The organism is Burkholderia humptydooensis (genome assembly GCF_001513745.1).
Lineage (GTDB): Bacteria > Pseudomonadota > Gammaproteobacteria > Burkholderiales > Burkholderiaceae > Burkholderia > Burkholderia humptydooensis.
The window spans coordinates 828830-852341 of sequence record NZ_CP013380.1 but is presented as its reverse complement, the minus strand read 5'-3'; the positions used below and the strand labels follow the sequence as shown (position 1 = coordinate 852341).

18 protein-coding genes and 1 pseudogene are annotated in these 23512 nt (G+C 66.0%); 9 read left to right on the top strand and 10 right to left on the bottom strand.

What is annotated here, in order from left to right; translation table 11 throughout:
- Both AQ610_RS03930 and AQ610_RS03925 read right to left on the bottom strand, forming a co-directional pair.
- Entirely contained in the window at nt 1-786 is a 786-nt protein-coding gene (locus AQ610_RS03930; RefSeq protein WP_043282455.1) for an SDR family NAD(P)-dependent oxidoreductase, read from the bottom strand.
- The gene (locus AQ610_RS03925) at nt 779-1984 is read right to left on the bottom strand and encodes a capsule polysaccharide biogenesis protein (RefSeq protein WP_043282303.1); all 1206 of its coding nucleotides are present in this window, start codon (nt 1982-1984) and stop codon (nt 779-781) included. The genes AQ610_RS03930 and AQ610_RS03925 overlap by 8 nt, the downstream gene beginning before the upstream one ends.
- 487 nt (nt 1985-2471) lie before the next feature.
- On the opposite strand from AQ610_RS03925, the gene AQ610_RS03920 reads away from it, so the two are divergent.
- Genes AQ610_RS03920 through AQ610_RS03905 form a run of 4 tightly spaced genes read left to right on the top strand, consistent with a single transcriptional unit; the run spans nt 2472 to nt 6401 of the window.
- Nucleotides 2472-3623, top strand: coding sequence for a KpsE/RkpR family capsule polysaccharide export protein (locus AQ610_RS03920; protein WP_041861590.1), 1152 nt, complete (start codon nt 2472-2474; stop codon nt 3621-3623).
- A gap of 12 nt (nt 3624-3635) precedes the next feature.
- Nucleotides 3636-4430: an ABC transporter permease gene (locus AQ610_RS03915; RefSeq protein WP_006025395.1), complete on the top strand. Its 795-nt coding sequence runs from the start codon at nt 3636-3638 to the stop codon at nt 4428-4430.
- Complete coding sequence (locus AQ610_RS03910; protein WP_006025394.1) at nt 4427-5080, top strand: ABC transporter ATP-binding protein; 654 nt, start codon at nt 4427-4429, stop codon at nt 5078-5080. Before AQ610_RS03915 ends, AQ610_RS03910 begins: the two co-directional genes overlap by 4 nt.
- Before the next feature lie 25 nt (nt 5081-5105).
- Nucleotides 5106-6401 (top strand): glycosyltransferase family 4 protein, encoded by a 1296-nt coding sequence (locus tag AQ610_RS03905; protein ID WP_082262313.1) that lies wholly within the window; start codon nt 5106-5108, stop codon nt 6399-6401.
- 1 nt (nt 6402) lies between these two features.
- Here AQ610_RS03905 and AQ610_RS03900 read toward each other — a convergent pair whose 3' ends face one another.
- The 7 genes from AQ610_RS03900 to AQ610_RS03870 form a co-directional block, all read right to left on the bottom strand.
- Entirely contained in the window at nt 6403-7521 is a 1119-nt protein-coding gene (locus tag AQ610_RS03900; protein ID WP_006025392.1) for a glycosyltransferase family 4 protein, read from the bottom strand.
- Nucleotides 7518-8411, bottom strand: a complete 894-nt coding sequence (locus tag AQ610_RS03895; protein ID WP_009917140.1) for an NAD-dependent epimerase/dehydratase family protein — start codon at nt 8409-8411, stop codon at nt 7518-7520. The genes AQ610_RS03900 and AQ610_RS03895 overlap by 4 nt, the downstream gene beginning before the upstream one ends.
- Nucleotides 8412-8414: 3 nt before the next feature.
- Complete coding sequence (gene gmd / locus AQ610_RS03890) at nt 8415-9452, bottom strand: GDP-mannose 4,6-dehydratase (protein WP_006025390.1); 1038 nt, start codon at nt 9450-9452, stop codon at nt 8415-8417.
- 79 nt (nt 9453-9531) lie between these two features.
- Nucleotides 9532-11211, bottom strand: coding sequence for a glycosyltransferase family 4 protein (locus tag AQ610_RS03885; RefSeq protein WP_009917141.1), 1680 nt, complete (start codon nt 11209-11211; stop codon nt 9532-9534).
- 80 nt (nt 11212-11291) lie between these two features.
- Nucleotides 11292-12533 carry a glycosyltransferase family protein gene (locus AQ610_RS03880; protein ID WP_006025388.1) on the bottom strand — a complete coding sequence of 414 codons (1242 nt, stop codon included), beginning with the start codon at nt 12531-12533 and terminating at the stop codon, nt 11292-11294.
- Nucleotides 12530-14833, bottom strand: a complete 2304-nt coding sequence (locus AQ610_RS03875) for an FkbM family methyltransferase (protein ID WP_006025387.1) — start codon at nt 14831-14833, stop codon at nt 12530-12532. Before AQ610_RS03875 ends, AQ610_RS03880 begins: the two co-directional genes overlap by 4 nt.
- A 254-nt stretch (nt 14834-15087) precedes the next feature.
- A complete protein-coding gene (locus AQ610_RS03870) occupies nt 15088-16281 on the bottom strand; it encodes a polysaccharide biosynthesis/export family protein (RefSeq protein WP_015601843.1) in 1194 nt (397 codons plus the stop codon).
- A gap of 195 nt (nt 16282-16476) precedes the next feature.
- Here AQ610_RS03870 and AQ610_RS03865 point away from each other — a divergent pair, with 195 nt between their 5' ends.
- The 5 genes and pseudogenes from AQ610_RS03865 to AQ610_RS03845 all read left to right on the top strand — a co-directional run bounded on the left by AQ610_RS03865 (nt 16477) and on the right by AQ610_RS03845 (nt 22603).
- Complete coding sequence (locus tag AQ610_RS03865; protein ID WP_006025385.1) at nt 16477-17637, top strand: glycosyltransferase family 4 protein; 1161 nt, start codon at nt 16477-16479, stop codon at nt 17635-17637.
- Nucleotides 17638-19668 (top strand): capsular polysaccharide export protein, LipB/KpsS family, encoded by a 2031-nt coding sequence (locus tag AQ610_RS03860; RefSeq protein WP_006025384.1) that lies wholly within the window; start codon nt 17638-17640, stop codon nt 19666-19668. It abuts the gene before it with no gap.
- Nucleotides 19669-19769: 101 nt separating this feature from the next.
- Nucleotides 19770-21200, top strand: coding sequence for a mannose-1-phosphate guanylyltransferase/mannose-6-phosphate isomerase (locus AQ610_RS03855; RefSeq protein WP_006025383.1), 1431 nt, complete (start codon nt 19770-19772; stop codon nt 21198-21200).
- Between the two features lie 53 nt (nt 21201-21253).
- Nucleotides 21254-21668, top strand: a pseudogene (locus AQ610_RS03850) (class II glutamine amidotransferase); the annotation flags it as partial.
- 107 nt (nt 21669-21775) lie between these two features.
- Nucleotides 21776-22603 carry a mechanosensitive ion channel family protein gene (locus AQ610_RS03845; RefSeq protein ID WP_006025381.1) on the top strand — a complete coding sequence of 276 codons (828 nt, stop codon included), beginning with the start codon at nt 21776-21778 and terminating at the stop codon, nt 22601-22603.
- A gap of 58 nt (nt 22604-22661) precedes the next feature.
- Here AQ610_RS03845 and AQ610_RS03840 read toward each other — a convergent pair whose 3' ends face one another.
- The gene (locus AQ610_RS03840; protein ID WP_009913482.1) at nt 22662-23342 is read right to left on the bottom strand and encodes a DedA family protein; all 681 of its coding nucleotides are present in this window, start codon (nt 23340-23342) and stop codon (nt 22662-22664) included.
- Between the last annotated feature and the right edge of the window lie 170 nt (nt 23343-23512).

The window sequence follows — 23512 nt, the reverse complement described above, 5'->3', positions numbered from 1 at the left end:
CTAGCGCTCCTCGCGCGGCAGATACGACAGCCTGCCGAGAATCGCGTCCGCGAGCGCGGCGGGCAGGAGCGTCAGCAGGCGCATGCCGAACGCGAGCGGCGCCGGAAACGCGATCTCCGCGCGCCCGGCCGCGAGCTTCGCGCGGATGTGGGCGGCCGCCCTGTCGGCGGACCACAGGAACGGCTTGTCGCCTGGAAACACGTCGCTCATCGCGGTCTTCACGAAGCCCGGCAGGATCACCGACATCCCGACGCCGTCGCGCGCCAGCAACGGGCGAACCGAATCGGCATAGGCCTTGATCGCCGCCTTGCTCGCGCAATAGGCGGGCGAGATCGCCATGCCGCGCAGCGCGGCGAGCGAGCTCACCATCGCGATGCGCCCGCGGCCGCGCGGCCGCATCCGCTCGATCACGGGCAGCGCCGCCTGCAGCGCGCCGTAGAAATTGGTGTCGACGACTCTCGCCGTGCGCTCGAGCCCTTCCCAGTCGGATGCGGACGAGAGCGTGCTCGCGACGCCCGCGTTCGCGATCAGCAAATCGATCGGATGCGCATCGTCGAACGCCCAGAGCCACGCCTGCGCGCGCTCGGCGTCGCGCACGTCGAACTGCCCGACGACGACCTCGGCCCCGCGCGCGCGGCACGCCTGCGCGCACGCGTCGAGCCGCGCCGCATCGCGCCCGACGAGCCCGAGCACGACGCCCGGCGCCGCATACGCGAGCGCGAGCGCGCGGCCGAGCCCCGCGCTCGCGCCCGTGATGACGACGTGATGCGGCGCGGCGCTAGTCACGCGCCGCCTCAAGCCGTTCGAGCGCGCCCGCCGTCGCCATCTCGATGCCGGTGCGCGTGTAGAAATCGCCGTTGATCTGGGTGTGATGCATCACGTAGTCGAGAAACGCTTGGTACAGAGTCATGTCGGGCGGTCCGGCCTGCGTCCAGAAATCATCGAGGCTGCCTTGCCACGTCAGCCCCGGCATCACGTATACCGCGCTGCCGAGCGCGATTAGCGGGCGGCCATGATGCAGCGCCGACAGCCCCACCGTGCTGTTGACGACGACGACGCCCGCCGCATGCTCAAGCAGCGTCGGCAAATGGCCCGCGTCGATGAAGCGCAGGCGCTTCGCGAGGCCGAGCTCGGCCGCCAACTTGTAAGCGAAGCGCCGATAATCGATCAATCCCGTGTCGAGCGGATGGTTCTTGATGACGAGCACGGCATCGGAACGCGCATGCCGCGCAAACGAGCGCATCACCCGCTCGATCGCGTCCCGGATGCCGTCGAACGGCGAATGGACGACGATCTGCGCGTCCGAACCCAGTTGCAGCGGAAAAAAATAATAGGCGCATTTCGATTCGAGCAACGCCCGTACCACCTTCTCCGCCTCGCCGTGATGGCGGCTCTGCTGGAGCGCGCGCACGGCGAGTCCCGCATATTCGACGAAGCCGTTCCGCGGACGATGGCTGCTGTAATGCGGAAAGCGGCTTGCGTAAAGCGCATTCGCACTACGATACCGGATATCGTGGAACGCGCGCTCGTAAAGGTTGTAACCGGTCGGCCGTCCCGGCTGGCTCGGCGGCGTGACGCCGCGCTGCTCGAGATACCAGGCCGGATCGCGCGACAGCAGCGACCGCCCGTTGACGCCGTGCCTCTCGAGCGTCAGCCAGTGCGGGCGGACGTAGCCCTCCTCGAACACGTGCGTGCGCAGCCCGCAGGCATGCGCGACCGGATGCATGTGCCGATGGATTTCACGACAGTCGCCGAACATGACTACATCCGTCACTCCCTCCGTTCGGACTGCTTGCAAGTACCACTCGGGCAGCGCGTCGAGCGCGTCCCGATAGTCCCAGGCCGCGGTCGCCCCGCCATACAGGCGATCGCCGCCGCAGAAATTGACCCGGCGCACCGCGTGACCCCGCGTCGACAATGCTTCGGACAATCGGCTGAAAAACGATGAAGCCGTGCCTTGCAGCACAAGAAATGAGCGAGGCATCGAAAAAATGTCAACCGGCGAAATTGAGGCGCCCAAGGGTGAACATTTTCGCCCCCTCGAACGAACCCTTTATGAATATTGAAATATTGCGGCAGGCGGTTCGGCCGCTCTCTTCTTGGGAGCGGTGAATATAGCATCCCGCCAAAAAAAGCAAAACAGAAGGCGCCAAGCCGGCAGCGCGCTATTGCGCAAATCTGACGTAGAGCGCGCGGAGATGGCGCATTTCACCCTCGCTGGCTATAATCAGCCGCCCCCTTGGCCACCCGCTTCCCGCAAGCCCGGGCGGCAGCGAAAACGAGCTTGCCGGAAGTCATCCGTACGCGGTTCAATGCTGCAACGTGCACTCGAATGGGCGAAACATGCCCTCGCGCGCACGCGAACGTTGCGCAACCGCGTCACTTGATCGAAATCGCTCTTGCGTCGAAAGGCGAATGACGTAAGTCTTTTGACAGAACGCCGAGAGCCAATCAGCTTGGATGGAAGGAAGTTGGAAAACGTATCTGGCAGCGCCTCAGCTCCGATGACCGGAAAGCGGACGAACCTCATCGGGCGACTCAAGGGACTCAACAAGCTCTTCGTCCTGACGGTGGCCGCCCCCACCCTCATCGCGACCCTCTACTACGGCCTCATCGCCTCCGACATCTACGTGTCCGAATCGCGCTTCGTCGTGCGCAGCGCGCAGCGCGCGGCGCAGCCGAGCGTCGTCGGCGCGCTGCTGCAGGGCACGGGGTTCGGCCGCGGACAGGACGATACGTATCCCGTCATCGACTACATCCAGTCGCGCGACGCGCTCGCCGCGCTGAACCGCGACAACTACGTGCTCGACGCGTACTCGAAGCGCGGCGACGTCATCAGCCACTTCAACGCGACGCTCGACGGCAGCTTCGAATCGTTGTGGAAGTACTACGGCAAGCGGATCGTGAACGTGAATCTCGAGTCGTCGTCGGGGATCGCGACGCTGCAGGTGCGCGGCTACACGGCGGACGACGCGCTGAAGATCAACATCGAGCTGCTCGGCCTGGGCGAGCAGCTCGTCAACCGGATGAACGAACGCGCCGCGAAGGACACTGTAAGCTTCGCGCAGCGGCAGGTCGACGAAGCCGCCTCGAAGGCGAAGGAAGCGGCGGCGGTGCTCGCCGCGTACCGGAATTCGAACGCCGTGTTCGATCCGGAAAAGCAGTCCGCGCTGCAATTGCAGCAGGTGACGAGCCTGCAGTCGCAACTCTTCTCTGCGCAGACGCAACTCCGGCAACTGCAGGTGATCTCGCCGCAGAACCCGCAAATTTCGGTCCTGAAGAACAGCATCTCGGAGCTCGAGAAGCAGATCAAGGAAGCGACGGGCGGCGTCGCGGGCGGAAAGAACTCGCTGTCGAACAAGGCGGCAAGCTACGCGCGGCTGCAACTGGATTCGCAGTTCGCCGACAAGCAGCTCGCGTCCGCCCTCGCGGCAATGGAAACCGCGCGCGCCGAGGCGCAGCGCCAGCAGCTCTATCTGGAGCGCCTCGTCCAGCCGAACAAGCCGGACGTCGCGATCGAGCCGAAGCGGCTCAAATCGATCTTCGAGGTATTTGCGCTCGGCATGATCGCATGGGGCATCCTGAGCCTCCTGCTCGCCGGCGTGCGCGAGCACCACGACTGAGACCGGCCGGCGATGGCACATCACGACACCCCGCTCGCCCGCTCGCTCGCGATCCAGGCGCGCGTCGTCGGCGCGCTGCTGATGCGCGAGATCCTGACGCGCTTCGGCCGCCACAACATCGGCTTTCTGTGGATTTTCTTCGAACCGATGATGTTCACGCTCGGCGTGCTCGCGCTGTGGACGATAACGAAAGCAACACACGGCTCCAACTTGCCGATAACGGAGTTTGCGGTGACCGGCTACTCTCCCGTGTTGCTGTGGCGCAATTGCGCGAACCGCTGCGCGCTCGCAATTCAGCCTAACCAAGCGCTCCTTTATCACCGCAATGTGCGCGTGGTCGACTTCTTCTTTGCGCGCCTGTTGCTCGAAATTTCCGGCGCGACGATGTCGTTTACGTTCCTGACGATCTTCTTCATTGTCGCCGGCATGATGCATCCGCCCGAAAACATGATGATGGTCCTCGGCGCATGGCTGCATCTCGCCGCATTCGGATCCGGCCTCGCACTAGTTATCGGCGCGCTGTCCGAGCGCAGCGAATCGGTCGAGCGGATCTGGCACACGGTTGCGTATCTTCTGTTCCCGCTGTCGGGCTCGCTCTTCATGGTGGCATGGCTGCCCGAAAAATTCCAGAACGCGGTCCTGCTGCTGCCGATGGTGCACGGCACCGAAATGCTGCGCGGCGGCTACTTCGGCTCGCTCGTCACGCCGCACTACAGCATCCGCTACATGGTGTTCAGCGATTTGATCCTGCTGCTGATCGGCCTGTATTTCGTGCGCGACGCAGGCCGCAAGGTGGAGCCGGAATGATCGAGCTCGAGCGTGTCTGCAAGGACTATCACACGCGGCAAGGCATGCGCCGCGTGCTGAACCAGATCGACCTGAACGTGAAGCAAGGCGAGAAGGTCGGCATCCTCGGGCGCAACGGCGCCGGCAAGTCGACGCTGATCCGGATGATCAGCGGCGCCGAGCTGCCGACGTCGGGCCGCATCCGCCGCGGCATGCAGGTATCCTGGCCGCTCGCGTTCGGCGGCGCATTCCAGGGCAGCCTGACCGGCATGGACAACCTGCGCTTCATCTGCCGCGTCTACGGCGCCGACCCGAAGGCGGCCGAGCCGTTCGTGCAGGAATTCTCGGAGCTCGGCTACTACTTGCGCGAGCCGGTCAAGAGCTACTCGGCCGGGATGCGCGCGCGTCTCGCGTTCGCGATCTCGATGGCGATCGAATTCGACTGCTTCCTGATCGACGAGATCGTCGCCGTCGGCGACAGCCGCTTTCACGCGAAATGCCACCACGAGCTGTTCGAGCGGCGCAAGGATCGCTCGCTCATCATCGTGAGCCACGACGCGAGCTACATCCAGCAGCATTGCGACCGCGCATCCGTGCTGATCGAAGGCAAGCTGCATTCGTTCGACTCGGTCGATGATGCGTACGCGTTCTATCAAGAGAGCACCGCATGACGCGCGCCGTGCCGGCGTCCGAAGCTTGAGCCGGGCGCTGAAAGCCGCCGTCCTGCAGTGCGCCGCGATCTGGGTCGCGCCCGGCTTCGCGCGCGCGGCGCGGCGCGCGGTCAGCGCATGCGGCAGCGGCGCGCCGCGCTCGCCCGGCGCCCTGCGGCGACAACTGCTCGTCGACGTGTCGATCATCGCCGCGCACGACGCCGGCACGGGCATTCAGCGCGTCGTCCGCTCGCTCCTCGCGCAATTGCTGGCCTCGCCGCCCGATGGCTTCGACGTGCGCCCGATCCGCGCGACGCGCAAGACGCCCTATCGTTATGCGGACCACTTTCTCCCGCCCGATGCGGGCGAGCCACAGCACGCCGCATCGGCCCCGCCGGGCGAAGCCGTGCGCGTTCGCGCCGGCGACGTATTCATCGGCCTCGACCTGACGAGCCGCATCGTCCCGCGGCGGCAGCGCGACCTGCTCGCGTGGAAGCGGCAAGGCGTGCGCTGCGCGTTCGTCGTCTACGACTTGCTGCCGTTCCAGCATCCGCGCTGGTTCACGCCGCGCGCGCGGCGCTCGTTCCGGCATTGGCTGTCGACGCTCGCCGTGCACGCGGACGAGCTCTGGTGCATTTCCCGCACCGTCGCGCGCGAGATCGACTGGCTGATGCGGCGCCGCTTCGGCTTGACGAACGCGGACATCGCGATCCGCTCGTTCGATCTCGGCGCGGAAACGCTCGGCCACGCACACGCCGCGCCGGCGTCGATGCCGGCGCAGGCGGACCCGTGCCGTGACGCGGCGCACCCGCTGCTGCTGATGGTCGGCACGATCGAGCCGCGCAAGGGGCACGCACAGGTGCTCGATGCGTTCGATGCGCTGTGGCGCGACGGCGCCGAGGTCACGCTCGTCGTCGTCGGCGCGCCCGGCTGGCATGTCGAGCCCGTCGTGCAGCGCCTGCAGCGGCACGCGCAAAACGGCCGGCGGCTCATCTGGCTGCACGACGCGGACGATGCGCGCCTCGAGGCACTATACGCACAGGCGGACGGCCTCGTGATGGCGTCCGAGGCCGAAGGCTTCGGGCTGCCGATCGTCGAGGCGGCGCGGCACGGCAAGCCGCTGTTCCTGCGCGACCTCGACGTGTTCAGGGAAGTGGCGGGAAACCATGCGACGTACTTCCGCGCGGCGGACGGCGGCGCGCTCGCGCGCGAACTGTCGGCGTGGCTCGCGCAGCTAGCGGCCGGCGCCGCGCCAACGAGCGGCGGGATCGAGCCGATCACGTGGTCGGCGAGCGCCGATCAACTGAAAGCGCTCGTTGCGGCGCTCGCCGAAGCCGCCTGATTCACGCGACGCGGCGGCACACGTCGAGCGTGCGGCGCGCGCACCGCGCCCACGTCGTTTCGCTCGCGACCTCGAGCCCCCGGTCGATCGCGGCCGCCCGCCAAGGTTCGTCGCACATCACGTGCTCGATGCCGGCCCGCAACGCTTCATGATCGCCCGGCTCGACGAGCCATGCCGCGCCGCCCGCGACTTCCGGCAGCGACGAGCAGCGCGACGTCAGCGTCGGCACGCCGCTCGCGAGCGCCTCGAGCACGGGCAGGCCGAATCCTTCGTAGAGCGACGGAAAGAAGAACGCGTGCGCGCCCGCGTACAGCAGCGGCAGCGCCGCCTCCGGCACGAAGCCGAGATAGCGCAGCCACCCTTGCCGTTCGCCGCGCGCGATGTCCTGCCGCAATGCATCGCTTAACCAGCCCTCGCTGCCGACGAGCACGAGCGGGTAGCGCGCGCGCAGCGCCGCCGGCAACGCCGCATAGGCGGCGAGCAACGCGTCGATCCGCTTGCGCGGCTCGAGCGTCGACACGCACAGCGTATAGGCGCCGGGCGCGAGCCCGTATTGCGCGAGCGGCTCGGCAAGCGTCGCGCGCTCGCGGCGCCCGAACTCCGGCGGCACGCCGAGACGCACCGACGTGATCTTCTCGAGCGGCCAGCCGAAGCTGTCGGCCACCTCGTGCCGGATCGCTTCGGAATCCGTGATGATGTGCGCGGCGCGCGCGAGCGTCGACGCGAAGCCGCGCTCGAAGTGGCGGATGCGCTCGACCGGATGCGTCTCCGGATACTTGAAGACCGACAGATCGTGCACGGTGACGATACCGCCTTCGACCCAGTCCGGCAAAAAATAATTGGGAGAATGAAACACGTGCCCGCGGACCGCGCGCTGCTCGCGCCACTGCCGCAAGCCGGCCGACACGCGCGGCCACCAGCCTTTGCGGCGCGCGGCGCGCCCGCGTGGCGGACCGTCGAGCAAGACCCGCGGATCGCCGATCCACTGGCCCGCGAAGAAATAGCGAATCGACTCAAGCCCGCTGTCCGGCGTCGAATAATGCTTCGCGAGCTCCCACGCATAGCGCCCGATTCCGGTCAGCGGCGGCACGATCGCGTCCACCGCGAGGATCAGCTTCAAGCGGCGCGCTCCAGCATCCATGCGAGCGTATCGCGCAACCCGACCGCCAGCGGCTCGCCGATCGCGTCGCGCAGCTTCGTGCTGTTGCCGATCAGCTTGCGAACTTCGTTCGCACGCACGAAGTTCGGATTGACACGGATTTCAGGCCGGTAGCCCGTCAGCTCCTCGGCCATCGCGAGCACGTCGTGCAGCGAATAGCCGACGCCCGAACATACGTTGAACGTCTCGCCGGCGAACGCGCCGCCGATGAGCTTCTCATAAGCGGCGGCGACGGCGCGCACGTCCGAAAAATCGCGGATCACGTCGAGATTGCCGAGTTCGAGCACGGACGCACGCGAGCGAAAGTGCGACACGATCTTCGGCAGCAGGAAGTTCACCGCCTGACCGACGCCCGTGTAATTGAACGGCCGCACGACGACGATCGGCAACCGTTCGCGCCAGAGCCTCGCGACGAACTCCATCGACAGCTTGCTGACCGCGTAATCGTTCGCGGGCGCGGGCGGCACCGATTCGTCGATCCATTCGCGATCGGTGTTGCCGTAGACGTTGGCGCTGCTCGCGAGCAGCACCGAGCGCGGCGTGTGAGACGACGACGCCAGCGCATCGAGCAGGTTCCGCGTACCGACGACGTTGGTCTGGTAGATCGCGCTCACGTCATCGTGCGCGACGAACGCGATCGCGGCCAGATGCACGACCGCATCGGGCCGTTCGCGCTCGAAGACGTCCGCGAGCTGGCCGCGATCGAGCAGATCCGCGACGTGCGTGCGCCATTCGAGCCCGACACCCGCCCGATGGACGAGGCCGCACACGTCATGCCCGCTCTGCGTCAGCCGCCGGGCGAGATACCGCCCGGTGAAACCGCCGATCCCGGTAATCAGAACTTTTGCCATAAATCAGAAAGAAAAACCTGCTTCATTGCGCCGGATGTCGGCCTCGACCATCATCTGGCACAACTGCTCCAGCGTCGTGGCGGGCGCCCAGCCGAGCGCTTCGCGCGCCTTCTGCGGATCGCCGATCAGCAGATCCACTTCGGCGGGGCGATAGAACTTCGGATTGATCTTCACGATCGTCTTGCCCGAGACCTGGTCGATCCCGACTTCGTTTTCTTCGCGGCCTTCCCATGCAAGCCTGAAGCCCGCCGCGCGCGCCGCCATGTCGACGAAATCCCGCACCTTCTCGGTCCGGTTCGTCGCGAGCACGTACGTGTCGGGCTTGTCGGCCTGCAGCATCCGCCACATCCCTTCCACGTATTCCTTCGCAAAGCCCCAGTCGCGCTTCGCGTCGAGATTGCCGAGCTCGAGCACGTCGAGCTTGCCGAGGCGAATCTTCGCGATGCTGTCGGTGATCTTGCGCGTGACGAATTCGCGGCCGCGCAGCGGCGATTCGTGATTGAACAGAATCCCGCTGCAGCCGAAGATGTCATAGCTCTCGCGGTAGTTGATCGTGATCCAGTGCGCATAGAGCTTCGCGACGCCATACGGGCTGCGCGGATGGAACGGCGTCGTCTCCGTTTGCGGGATCGCCTGCACCTTGCCGAACATCTCCGACGTGCTCGCCTGATAGAAGCGGATCGCCGGATTCACGGTCCGGATCGCCTCGAGCAGGTTCAGCGGGCCGATGCCGGTGATCTCCGCGGTGGTGACGGGCTGGTCGAACGACACGCCGACGAAGCTTTGCGCGGCAAGATTGTAAACTTCCGTCGCGCCCGTGGTCTGCAACAGGCGGATGCTCGCGCTCAGATCGGTCAGATCGTATTCGACGAGATGGAGATTCGGATGAGCGCCGATGCCGAGCTCTTCGATGCGCCAGAAGTTGACCGAGCTCGTGCGGCGATAGGTGCCGTAGACCACGTAGCCCTTGTCGAGCAGGAGTTGAGCGAGATAAGCCCCGTCCTGGCCGGTAATGCCGGTGATAATTGCAGTGACGCTCATTGTTGACTCACTAGATTGGTGTCCATCATGCCCGGCGCGGCCGGACGAAGCACTCGCCGGGCCGACGCGCTCGATACCGCTACCGCTTCGTTATTTCCATTCTCGTCAGTTGCATCTGCGTGCCGTGATCGATGCAGCGCACCTCGAAGTCGTCCAGGTGCTGTTTCACGTCGATGTCGAACTCGACGACGAGCGACTCGGCATCGCCCGGCGCGCGCGGCACGCGCGCTTCGCCGCGCCAGAGGCACTGCCTGCCTTCGTTCGCGACGAAGTCGAACGACAGATTCGCGTCCTGCTGCTCGTCCGGCGTGCCGAACACCTTCACCGTATAGTTGCCGGCCGTCATCGCGCGGTGCGGGCCGAACATCAGGAATCCGTCGTTGCCCGTGCCCTTCAGGCCCGGGCCGGCGTGCACGCCGATCTGCGTGCTGCAGTCGTAGCCCGGATAGATGACGGTGCGCGCGTCCGCGCCCGCCGCCGCGATGCCGTCGATCACCTGCTTCACGACCTCGGCCGTGCCCGTCCACGTGCGCACGCGATACGCCTTCTTCACGCGCTGCTCGACCTCGTGGATCTTCGCGGGCGTCGAACACCATTCGAGCATCGCGTCAGCCCACGCCTGCACGTCCCATGCGGGCAGATAGCGAACGAGATCGCCGCCCACCTCGGGCAGCGATCCCTGATCGGAGCTCAGCACCGCCTTGCCCATCGCGAGCGCCTCGCCGACAGGCAGCCCCCAGCCCTCGTACAGCGACGGATAGGCGCAGAAGAGCGCGTGCTTGTACAACTGCATCAGTTCGTGATCGGTCACGTGATTGAGCTGCACGATCAGATCGCGCGTCAGCGGATCGAGCTCAATGTCCTTCAGCAGATCGCCGACGCCCCAGCCCGGCATCCCGACGAACACGAGCTTCGGCAGCTTGTGGCCGTGGCCTTCCCAGCACAGCCGGTGATACGCGCGGTAGAGGATCTCGTGATTCTTGCGGCGCTCGATCGTCGACACGAACAGGATGAACGGCTTTCTCAGCACGTCCTGCACCTGCGGCCCGACATCGCCGTCGCCCGTCGGCACGTTGTCGCCGAGCGGAATCACGTGCGACGGCCGGATCGGCGAGCCGATCCGGTTGCAGAGCTCGAGGTAGTCCTTCTTCGTCTGCTCGGAGATGCACAGCACCGCGGCCGAGCCCCACGCGAGAAAATTGAAGTACTCCTTGAAGCGGCTCGACACGTCGCCGACGCAGTATTGCGGAAACAGCACCGGAATCAGGTCATAGCAGCACGTGATCACGTGGATGCCCTTCTTCTTGCGCAAGTTGTAGAACTCGGACGAATACGACTGATCCCAGTCGAGACCGATCGAGACGAGGATGTCTCCGGCGGCGGGCGTGAGGCGATACTGCTGGTCGCCCACCGGCACGTCGAGCCGGACGCCCTGCGCGCCGCCGCGCGCGTGCGACTGCTTGCCGAACAGGTCGAGCGCGCGATACAGGAAGCGGCGCGACAGATCGAACGATTCGGTGCGCGGCAGCATCATGTCGACGACGTCGTCGATCTCGGCCGAACGCCCGGCGGCAGGCTCCGTCCACTCGATGAATTGCCCCTCGCGCCACACACACTTCCTGAAGCGACGCTTGCCGTACATCGCCTCGAGCTCCTTGCACAGCGCCTGCTCGACGCGGACGATGCCGACGGGCGGGCGGTTCCAGTTCGCACTGGTCGTGACGTTCATCCAAATCAGTGGGGCATTCTGTTGCGACATGCGTGATCCTTGGGTTCACTACCGGATGCCGCCGCCCGCGAACAGGCGACGTCGTGACGTATCGGTACGGGCTGCGTGCTTCAGGTCTGGCTTTGCAATTCGCGCTGCGGCTTCGGCGCGGACGACGCGCGCGGCGCGAGGCTCGCGACGTAGTCGACGAGCGCGCGCAGCGTCTCGTCCCACAGCACCGATGCGCGCGCGGCCTGCTCGTCGTGCGTGAGCCGCAGCGGCGGCGCCGCCATCGATTCGCGCAGCGCGGCGACGAAGCCGCGGCTGTCGTCGGCGATCGACACGCCGCGCGCCTTCGTGAACGCATCGAAGCCGCGCATCGCGACCGGCGTCGCCACGATGTTCTTGCCCGCCCACAACGCCTCGGCCGTCTTCAGATTGGTGCCGCCGCCGTGCGTGATCGGCAGGATGATTGCGTGCGCAAGTGTGAGGAGACCCTGCAGGCACTCTTCCGACACAACGCCAACTGATACAGTTGCACGCCCAAGGCCAGCAATCCTGTGAAAACGCGGATCCGACATGATCGCTGGTCCGGCACTCCCGACGAGCACAAGTAACTCATCCGGCGCGATACAGCCAACACCCTCGCCAAACATCTCGAAGAAACCGGTCATATTCGGCGGATGGGCCGATGCACAGAACAGCACAATCTTGCGGTGCTGTGTGATCCGGTTCGCCTGCTCGAGCCCCTCGTCCGTCGTCGTGCGGCGCGCGACGCCGTTCTGCGCGAGAATGCACTTCGCCTGCGTATGCCGCTGCATCCATTCGAGATCCTCCTGCGATACTGCACAGACACCATGCGCCTCACGAAGAACCTTCAGTTCGGTTTCGAGAATCAGATCACGCGCTGTCGTTGCGCGCTCAACCGACATCAGGTATTGAACGATAATTTCATAACGTAGCTCGTGCTCGATGTTCTCCGAGCTATATATCAATCGAGTCTCGCGCAGTTTCCTTTGGCTCACGAAGCGCTTTGCGAAATCAAATAGCCAGGGGTTCTCGATCAGAATCACGTCCGGATTCGAGTCGATCTTGTTTGCGAGCGACTGATATGCATCGTCATCTTGCACATAGAGACGCCCGATCGCAAAATCCTCCAGCAATCCCGGGTCCTGAACGTATTTCTGCAACTTCTCGTATCCGGGGAAATCACAAAAAGTCGGCTCCGACGCGTACTGCTCACTTCCAAGTACGCCTGCAGATTGCACCTGATGTCCGGCAGCGCGAAGGACACGCACGATGTTCGCCACCCGGTGCTGGCCGCCGTGCGCGGGCGTTCCGACGGGATACGTGCTGAGCGTCAGGATCTTCATTTGCCGCTCCCCGTGCCTTGCGATTTGATCGACGACTCCACGTAGCCCTGATAGTGCTGCTGCATCTCCTCTCCCATCCGGATCAAATGATTTTCGAGCGCCCGGAGATCCTTCAGGTGACGATTCACGCTGAAAAAGAAACAGGTGCCCTGAACCAGGCCGCCGATCACGGGAATGCCGAACAGCTTGTTCACGAACATCGCGCCCTTCAGGTGAGCGATCTTCGCGCCGCGCTTGCGGGCCTCTTTCGATTTCTGGATGTCCGACAGGATCTGGATCTTGCTCACGCCCGCCCGGACGCGGCTCAGATAATGCCGCTCGCCGTATTCGTCCGGCTCGCGGTTCAATAGCGCGAGATACGCGGCGCGCACGAAATTCCTGTCGTGCAGCGAAAGAAAATCGTCGAGGTTGTACTTTCCGTCTTCCCGAACGACGAATTCCGGCTGGAAATTGATTTTCAACATTTTCATGCGATCCACACGATGTTTCGCTGAAGCCGCGTCGCGCTTCGCTTCGGTCGACGGCGCGAAATAGCGCACGTCGAGCTTCGGGCCGTGGCCCGCGAACGAAAACGCTCTCGCAAACCAGCCCCGCGCCTTCTCCGCGCGCCCGAGGCGATATCCTTCCCACAGGTACTCCGCGTTCCGCTCGGCGAGCGCATGAGCGTGACGCGCATGGGCTTCGGCTTCGGCCTCGTACTTCGAGCTCAGCTCGTCGTATTCGCCATTGCGCCGCTCGAGCCGCGACTGCAAGAAAGATAAATCGCTTGCCGCCTGCTGCTCGCGACGAATCCGCTGCCCGTCGGATTCTCGCAGCAAATTCTCGTAGTGTTGAACCAATGTTGTTTTTTCGCGCTCCAGATCGCGCACGAAGACTGCGTGCTGCGTCACGAGCGTCGCGAGTTCCTCGCCGCGCGCCTGCGCGTCGAGAGCAGCCGCCTCGATCTGCTGCAACAGCAGCCGCTCGCGTTCGCGATGTCCGTCGCGCTCCTCGCGCTGCGCGCGGCGCAACTCCGCAAGGTCCACGCCGTGAACCGCCGCGAGCCGCGCCCGCTCCGCCTCCGCTTCCTTACGCAGCGAAAGCGCTTGCTGCGCAAGCTTGTCCTCGGTTTGCGCGTCGCGTTGCCGCAGCGCTTCCGAATGTGCGCGAATCTCGCTCTGCGCAGTCTGCATCGCATCCGCGAAACGGCGCTCGTGCTCGACGCGCGCCGCCTGCCATTCGCGCTCACGCTCCGCATGCGCGCTCGCCTGCGCCGCAAGTGCCGCGTCGGCCTTCGCGGACGCATCGAGCAATTGCCGCCGCGCATCCTGCTCGCGCAGCACCGAACTCTTGAGCGTATCCTCCAATTTTGTCCGGAGTAAGGCATGCTCGTACGATCGCTCCCGGTCGCGAGCCGCCCATTGCTGCTCCTGCTGACGGAATGCCTGTTCGTCCGCCACCCTCTGTTCCAGCGCAGCGCGCGCCTGTTCGGCGCTGCGCGCGGCGGCCGACTCGAGCTCGTCGTTCAGCGCGCGAATGCGCGCCCGGCTGTCCTCGTCGATCTGCTGCAATTCGGCCTTGGCCGCATCGAGCGCCGCCTGATCGCGCTCGACGATTTGGCGGTGAAATGGCGCATTCGATTCGCCGCTCAGCGCGAAATCGTCGAACACGTTCGGCGGCGCATGAAACGCCTGCTTGAGCTCGCCGTGCTGCTCCGAAACATAGTATCTATTTAGGCCGTCAAAATAGACCGCGCAATACCCAAGCCCGACGAGCGCCGATTCCCATTCGCGATGACGCTCGATCTGCGTCATCGGCCACGTGCTTTCGACGACGACGATCCACGGGCGGGCGCTCGCGCCGTTCCAGCTCTCGAGCACCTGCCGCTCGAATCCTTCGACGTCGATCTTCAGCCAATGGATGTCGCGGCCCGCGCCCAGTTCGAAGATCGATTCGAGCGTCGTGCACGGCACGACGATTTCGCGCGGCTCGAAGCCGCGCTCGCGATGCTGGGCGGCGATGTTCGGGTCTGCGGTCGAAATGCCGGTTCCCGGTATTTCATAAAACCGTAAAACGTCGTTCTGGTTCGCGACGGCCGCCTGGATCACGGTCTCGTCCGGCCGACGCTGCCGCAGCGCATCGGCATAGCGGGGCGTAGGCTCGACGTGGATGCCGCGCCAGCCGTGCTCGTAGAAAAGGAGGCTGACGGAATCGATGCGCGGATCCTGCGCGCCGATATCGATGTAGAAGCCGTGCTCGACATGCGCGAGCGCGCGCCACAACATCACGTCCTCGAAATTTTGTGCGTAAGAAGTAATCATCGGACCATGAACTCGAAGCGTGCTGCTCTCTGCCCTGGATAGATGCTGATCATGACGGCCGGGCTGGCTCGCCGCCCGGACCGAGCGCCGGTCATCGCGACGGACGCGCCGAGGCTGCGCGCATTCGAACCGCCGTGCCGCCCCCCGCCAAACGCGTCGTTATAGTCGCAGCCCGCTCCTGATGCCGAACGGGCCGTTCATTTCGCGCGCGCCGCACGCGGCGGTCAGGCACCTGCGGCCGCCGCGTCACGCACTTACTTGAAGGTCTGGACGCCCGTCACGACAGGATACGCGACCGAGAACACGAGATTCAGGAACTTCTGCAACTCGGCGATCGGTGCGTTCGACACGTAAAGCAAGTCCTTGTTGTCCATCATGAAACTCTGGGCGACAAAAAAAGAACTCGGGTCGCGCAGGTTCACCCGGTAGACGACGGGCACCTTGCCGTCGGCCGTCGTGCGCACCGGCTTATTCGGCCACTGGAGCGCGTTCGCGTCCTCGAGCCGGAAGATGAAGACCCCCATCGCGTCGGAGCGCGAATCCTGCAGCCCGCCCGCCCGTGCGAGCGCCTGCGCGAGCGTGATGCCCTGCGCCTCGAAATTGATTTCCTCGTTCTTCCCGGTCGCGCCGAGCGCGGTGAAGCTGTACGGCTGGAACAGCGCCGTCACGACGTCCCCGGCGCGCAGCGGCACGTTCTGCCGCGGATCGCGAATCACCGATTCGAGCGGCAGCGACGCGACGACGTTGCCGCGCGTCACCTGAATCGTCATCTTGTCGACCGGCTGGCGCACGCCGCCTGCCGTCGCGAGCGCGTCGAGCAGCCGCTCGCCGCGCGCGGACAGCGGCATCCGGTCGCTCCTCGCGACGTCACCGACGATCGTCACGTAAGAAGTTGCATTGCGCGACAACTTCACGAGCACCTGCGGGTCGTGCGCGATGTTCTTCAGGCGCGCCGCGATGATGCGCTGCAGTTCGGCCGGCGTATGGCCCACGGCCTTGATCTGGCCGGCGAACGGAACGTTGATCGTCCCGTCGCCGTCGATCACCTGGTCGGGCAGCACAGTGACCTTCGCGTTGGTCGCGCCCGCCTTCGTGTCGCTCGTCTGCGCGACGCCGAACAGCGTCGCGGGCGGCGCTTCCCAGATCGACACCTCGATCGTGTCGCCGACGCCGAGCTGCTGCTGGAAGCGCGCATCGTTGCCGAGCAGCTCGGAAAAATCGCCGTGGCGGCGCTCGACGTAGAGCTGGCGCGCGACGCCGTCGGTCACGTCGACCACCTGGATGGCGGGAAGATTCGCCCGGACCTGGGCTTCGTCCTGCGAGTGGCTCGGCGCCCGATCGATCTGAGAGCGGCTGGGGCCCGAGCTGGCGATGCTCGAACAGCCTGCGAGCAAGGCTGCGCTGACTGCAAGCGCGATATAAGAAGCACCGCAAGACAAACGTGACATGTATCGTTGGGCCCCAGACGTAGACGGAGGCGAAAATTGTCGCACTTTCGGAGATGCAATAGAATATTTCAGCATCAATTGTCGCCTATTGCAAACGCATTCCGGAAAGAGACCCGCCGTGCGCGAACAGCCGTCCGATCGCGCGCGTAAAGGTCATTCAAGCGATTCGTATTCTCATCGAAAGATTGCATCCCCGTGACACATATTTACCTGGACGTCACACGCCTGATAAGCCGGTGCTACAAGGGGCTGCTTCCGACGGGGGTCGATCGCGTCGGCCTCGCGTACGTCGAGCGGTACGGCGCCCGCGCGCGCGGCATCCTGAGCGAGTACGGCTTCTCCGCCGTTCTGAGCGAAACCGACTCGCAGCGAACGTTTGCGATGCTGCTTGCGCAGCGCCCGGACCGGCGCTACATCGCGAACCTGCTCGCCCGCACGTGGACCGTCAACCGGCTGCGGCCGGCGCCCGCCGGCTCGACGCTGCTGCACACGAGCCACACCGGAATGGAATATCCGCGCTATTACCAGTCGATGCGGCGAAGAAGCGGCCGCGCGGTATGCATGGTGCACGACCTGATTCCGTTGACGCACGCGGAATACAGCCGCCCGGGCGTCGACGACGTCCACCGCAAGCGCATCCACACAGCCCTTCGTCACGCCGACGGCCTCATCGCGAATTCGCAGGCGACGCTCGACTCGCTCGCGCAGGAAGCGAAGCGCGCGGCGCTCGCGCTGCCGCCCGCCATCGTCGCGCCGCTCGCGGGCGGCACCGGGCCGCAGCCCGCGCAGGCAGCGCAGGCCGCGCCGCTCGCGTCGCCGTACTTCGTGATGCTCGGCACGATCGAGCCGCGCAAGAATCACTGGTTCATGCTGCACGTGTGGCGCAGGCTCGTCGAACGCCTCGGCGACGCCGCGCCGAAACTCGTCGTGATCGGCCGGCGCGGCTGGGAATGCGAAAACGTCATCGACATGCTCGAGCGCTGCGCGAGCCTGCGCGGCGCGGTGATCGAGCAATCCGATTGTTCGGATGACCAACTACATGCGTGGCTGCAGCACGCGCGCGCGCTGATCTTTCCGTCGTTCGTCGAAGGCTACGGCATGCCGCTCGTCGAAGCGCTCGCGTCGAACGTGCCCGTGCTCGCGAGCGAGCTCGACGTGTTCCGCGAAATCGCGGCCGGCATTCCCGATTATCTCGATCCGCTCGACGGCCCCGGATGGCTCGCCCGCATCGAAGCGTATGCGCGCGCGGACAGCCCCGAGCGACGCGCGCAACTCGATCGCATCGCCGGCTTTCGCGCGCCGACCTGGGCGGCGCATTTCGATATCGTCGACCGCTTCATTGCATCGCTCGGTTAGATGGCCGCGCCCACCGCCCCCCGGTTCGACTTGCGCGGCATCACGCGCGGCGCGCGGCTCGCGAGCTGGATCGCGCGCCGCTCGGATCGTCTGTGGATCGATCATTGGAGCGGGCGCGCCGCGCTGCGCATCGCGCGCATCGCCGGCATCCGCGCGCGCGCCGCATGGCCCGGACCGATCGCTGCGCCCGATGCGCGCGGCGCGCCGCTGCGCTCGTGGTTCTGCGTGCCGGCCGATGCGAGCGGCCCCCAGGCGTTCGCCGACGCGATCGCCGATGCGCTCGCCGCCCATCCGTGCGCCGGCAGCGGCCCCGAAACCGCCGCGCTGATGCGGCGCGTACTGCTCGCCGACGCGCTGCATCTGTGCGGACGCGCCGCACGCGCGCCCATCGCGGTCGATATTTCCGCGCGCCGCACGCGCGTGCTGCTGATCGACGAGCGGCGTGCAACCTCGGCGAACGTGCACGCGCGCGCGCGCGACCGTTCGAACGATTTCGAAGCGATGATGCAAGCGGCGCGCGCCGCGCATCCGGATGCGGCGTTCTGGATGATCCGAAGCGGCGACGCCGCGACGGGGCGCTGGCTGTCCGCGGATTCGAACGCGCTGCCGGACGGCGTGCACCGCCTCGCGCCGCCGTATTCGCTCGCCGACCTGCTGCGGCACGTCGATCACGTGTATGTCGTCGACGCGTCCGAAGGCATGAGCGCGCTCCTCGCCGGCGTGCGCACGCACGTATTCGGGACACCGTACTATGCGGGCTGGGGCCTCACCGACGATCGCCACACGCTGCCCGGCCGCGACGCGCGCCCGACGCTCGCCGCGCTGTTCGATGCCGTGTTCGTGCGCATCGCGCACTACCTCGATCCCGCGACGCACGCGCCGGGCAGCCTGTCCGCCGCGCTCGACGGCATCGAGCTGCAGCATGCGGTCGCGGAGCGGTTCAAGGATCTCGAGCGGGTCGCCGGCGTGCGTTTCCAGCGCTGGAAACGGCCGTTCGCGACGCCGTTCCTCGCGGCAGGCGGGGGCCGGCTGCGCTGGGCGCATGCGCCCGCGGCCGTGCGCGCGAACGAATGCGCGGCGTTCTGGGGCGCGCGCAGCGCGGAGGGTCTCGCTCCCGGCGTCGCGCACGTGCGCATCGAGGACGGCTTCATCCATTCGCTCGGACTCGGCTCCGACATGAACGCGCCGTATAGCCAGGCGATCGACCGGCGCGGGCTCTATTTCGACGCGAGCCGGCCGAGCGATCTGACGGTGCTTTTCAACGAAGCCGATTTCACCGGCGCCGAGCTCGCGCGCGCGGCCGCGCTGCGCGAGCGCATCGTGCGCGCCGGTATCACGAAGTACAATCTCGGCCGCCGCGCGCCGGCGTGGACGCGGCCCGCGGGACGGCCGGTCGCGCTCGTGCCCGGGCAGGTCGCCGACGACGCGTCGATCCGCCTCGGCACCCGCGCGCTCGGCACGGCCGACGCGCTGCTGCGCGAAGTCCGCGCGCGCCGCCCCGATGCGTTCATCGTCTACAAGCCGCATCCGGACGTGCTGTCGGGCAATCGCGACGGTCTCGTCGACGCGCTGCGGCTCGCCGACGTCGTCGACGCCGAGTCCGATCTGCTGTCGCTGATCGAGGCGGCCGACGAAGTTCATACACTTTCGTCGCTGGCGGGCTTCGACGCGTTGTTGCGCGGCAAGACCGTCTACACGTACGGATTGCCGTTCTATGCGGGATGGGGCCTGACGCGCGACGCGCTCGCGCCGCTGCCGTGGCGCGAGCGCGCGCTGACGCTCGACATGCTGACGGCGGGCGCGCTGCTGCGCTACCCGCTGTACTGGGATTGGCGTCTGCGCATGTTCACGACGCCGGAGGCCGTCGTCGAGCGGCTCGCGGCGCCGGCCGCGCGGCCGCTCGGGCGCGTGCGCGGCAATCGCGCGCGGCCTTTTCTGAAGGCGGTTCGTTGGACGCGTAATGTACTATCGCATGCCGGATGGCGAATCACGCAGCGGATCGCGGTTCGACAGGATCGCCCGGACGGTTGAAAATCGGCCGGCACGCAGCAGCGAATCGGCGCATCGACGGAATCGAAACCCGCTGGTTTTTGCGCAACGAGCCAGCCCAGCTTTGCAAATCGAGGTCATTCATGAACATTTATCCAGTGATCCTGTGCGGCGGCAGCGGCACGCGCCTCTGGCCGATGTCGCGCGGAGGCTATCCGAAACAGTATCTGAAGCTCACGAGCGACAACACGCTCGTCCAGCAGACCGCGTTGCGCGTGCGCGATGTCGAGGGCGTCAGCGCGCCGATCGTCGTCACGAACAACGAGCAGCGCTTCCTCGTCGCCGAGCAGTTGCGCCAGGTCGGCATCACGCCGTCGTCGATCGTGCTCGAGCCGATGGGCCGCAACACCGCGCCCGCGATCGCGATCGCCGCCCTCCTCGCGCTGCGCGAATCGCCCGATGCGCTGCTGCTCGTGCTGCCGTCCGATCACGTGATCGACAACGAAGCCGCGTTCGTCGATGTCGTGAAGACGGCGGCAAGCGTCGCGTCCGACGCGCATCTCGTCACGTTCGGCGTCACGCCGACGCAAGCGCACACGGGCTACGGCTACATTCGCCGCGGCAAGGCGCTCGCGGGCGGTGCGCACGTCTATCGCGTCGACGCGTTCGTCGAGAAGCCGGACGCGCCGACGGCCGGGCGCTTCGTCGCGGACGGCGGCTATTACTGGAACAGCGGGATGTTCATGCTGAAGGCGTCGACCTATCTCGACGAGCTGCGCCGCCACGCGCCCGACATCGCGCGCCAGGCCGGGCTCGCGCTCGACGCGGCGAAGCGCGACTGCGATTTCCTGCGGCTCGACCCCGAAGCGTTCAGCGCGAGCCCGAACGTGTCGATCGACTACGCGGTGATGGAGAAGACGGAGCGCGCGGCCGTCGTTGCCGCCGTGAATCTCGGCTGGAACGACATCGGCTCGTGGAGCGCGCTCGCCGACATCGCGGCCACCGACGCGCAGCGCAACGCGCTGATCGGCGACGTGTACACCGACACGGTCGAGAACTCGTATATCCGCGCCGAGCACCGGATGGTCGCCGCGATCGGCATCGACAACATCGTGATCGTCGAGACCGCGGACGCCGTGCTCGTCGCGCATCGCGACCGCGCGCAGGACGTGAAGAAGGTCGTCGAATGGCTGAACGCGTCGGGCCGCCGCGAATCCGTCACGCACCGCCGCGTGATCCGGCCGTGGGGCGCGTACGAAGGCATCGATCAAGGCGAGCGCTTCCAGGTGAAGCGCATCGTCGTCAATCCGGGCGCGCAACTGAGCCTGCAGATGCACCATCATCGCGCCGAGCACTGGATCGTCGTGAAGGGCACCGCGCTCGTCACGAACGACGGCAAGGAAATCATCCTGACCGAAAATCAGTCGACCTACATTCCGCTCGGCGCAACGCACCGGCTGAAGAATCCCGGCAAGATTGCGCTCGAGCTGATCGAGGTCCAGTCCGGCTCGTATCTCGGCGAAGACGACATCGTCCGCTTCGAGGACACGTACGGACGCACGTCCGCGACCTGACGCGACGAGCCGCAACGGAAAGGCCGCACGACGACGATCCGCACGCGCCTGCGGATCGTTCCACGTTGCGCGCGGCGCGCGCGATCCGCTCGCCGCTGTTCGTCGCGCACGTTCGCTCGGCAACCGGCACGCCCGTGCAGGAAACCAACTGCCATCCGTTTCGCCGCGGCCGCTGGCTATTCGCTCGCAACGGACTGATCCGCCGCTATCACACGCTGCGGCGCGACCTGATGATGCGCATCGATCCCGCGCTCTTCGCGTCGATCGAAGGATCGACGGACTCCGAAGTGATGTTCCATCTCGCGCTCGCTCTTTCACAGCACGTCGTTTCGCCATCTGCACGAGCGCCATCCTCACGACCCGCGCATCCGCGCGATCGGCGACGACGCGTTCCTCGTGCTGTCCGAGCCGCTCGTCGACCTGCATGACGCGTGGGAAATCATCCCCGAAAGCACCGCGATCACCTAGCCCGCCGCGCGCGGCGAAGGTTGCTCCATCGCCGCGAGTCGGTTATAAAAAAACCCTTTCGCGTGGCTTCACGGCCGCCTCCGTTCAATTCATTTGGAGACCTCATCGTGGATCTCGCTTCCGTGCAAACCTTCATCGTCACTCGCGGCATCGACTTCGGCCTGCAGGTCATCGCGTCGATCGCGCTCTGGATCATCGGACGCTGGGCGATCCGGATCGTCACGAACCTGATGGGCAAGCTCATCCGCAGGAGCGGAAAAGTCGACTCGACGCTGTCGCACTATCTGGAATCCGTCGTGAGCGTCTTGCTCACGGTGCTGCTGATCCTCGCGATCCTGCAGGTATTCGGCGTGCAGACGACTTCGTTCGCCGCGCTGCTCGCGGGCCTCGGCCTCGCCGTCGGCACCGCGTGGGGCGGCCTGCTCGCGCACTTCGCGGCCGGCGTGTTCATGCAGGTGCTGCGGCCGTTCAAGGTCGGCGACGTGATCTCGGCGGGCGGCGTGACGGGCACCGTCAAGGAGCTGGGCCTCTTCGGCACGACGATCGTCACGGCCGACAACGTCGTCACGCTCGTCGGCAACAACAAGATCTTCTCCGACAACATCGCGAACTACAGCGCGACGCCGACGCGCCGCGTCGATCTGACGGCGAAGATCGCGAACGGCGTCGACGCGGCCGATGCGATCAAGCGGCTGAAGGCCGCGCTCGAGCTGATTCCGAACGTCGTCAAGCATCCGGCGCCCGACGTCGGCGTGCTGTCGTTCACGCCGGAGGGCCCGCTGCTGTTCGTGCGGCCGTCGACGCAGCCCGAGAACTACTGGCAAGTGTATTGCGACACCAATCGCGCGATTCTCGACACGTTCCGCGAAGCCGGCTATCCGACGCCGGAAACGCCGATCTCGCATCGGACCACCGCCGACATCGCGAAGTCCTGACGCCGACGCCGCGACGCGTCGCTGCCGCCCGCGCGCGGCGGCGCTCGCCGCGCGCCCGTCAGCGGTTCGCCTGCGACTTCTGCGCGCCCGGCTTGCGGCGCAGCAGCTTCCACAGCGCGCCGAGCGCGACGGGAATCACCGCCGCGCCGATCCCGACGAGCACGATCACGTTCAGGTAATGGCGAATGAACGGGATGTTGCCGAAGAAGTAGCCGAGGAAGACGAGGAGCAGCACCCAGAGCAGCGCGCCGATCACGTTGAATAGCTGAAAGCGCGCGAAGCTCATCGCCGATGCGCCCGCGACGAACGGCGCGAACGTGCGCACGACCGGGATGAAGCGCGCGAGCACGAGCGTCTTGCCGCCGTGCCGCTCGTAGAAATTGTGGGTCTTCTGCAGCGCGGCGCGATCGAGGAAGCGTTCCAGCCCCGGAATGTGCGTATTGAAGACCTTCGGCCCGATCGCGCGGCCGATCAGATAGTTGACCGTATTGCCGCCCACCGCCGCGACGAGCAGCAGCACGATGAGGCCCGCGAGCGTCATTTCGCCCGTCGCCGCGAACGCGCCCGCGATGAAGAGCAGCGAATCGCCCGGCAGGAACGGGAAGATCACGAGCCCCGTTTCGCAGAAAACGATCAGGAACAGCACCAGATAGACCCAGGCGCCATACTGCCGGATGAAATCGCCGAGAAATGCATCGATGTGCACGACGAGGCTGACGAAATGAAGCAGCGTTTCCAAATGCGTTTCCTTGGTGTCGGTGACGAAGTGAGCGCGCGCCGGCCTCAAAGGGGCCGGAAGCAAAAAAAGCAACGCTGTCATGATACCGAAAGTGCCTTAAGCGACCGTGAAATTTGGCCGACGAGCGGCGTCGCGCACCGAACGCGGCAAGCGGCGCGCCGCGCGGCCTC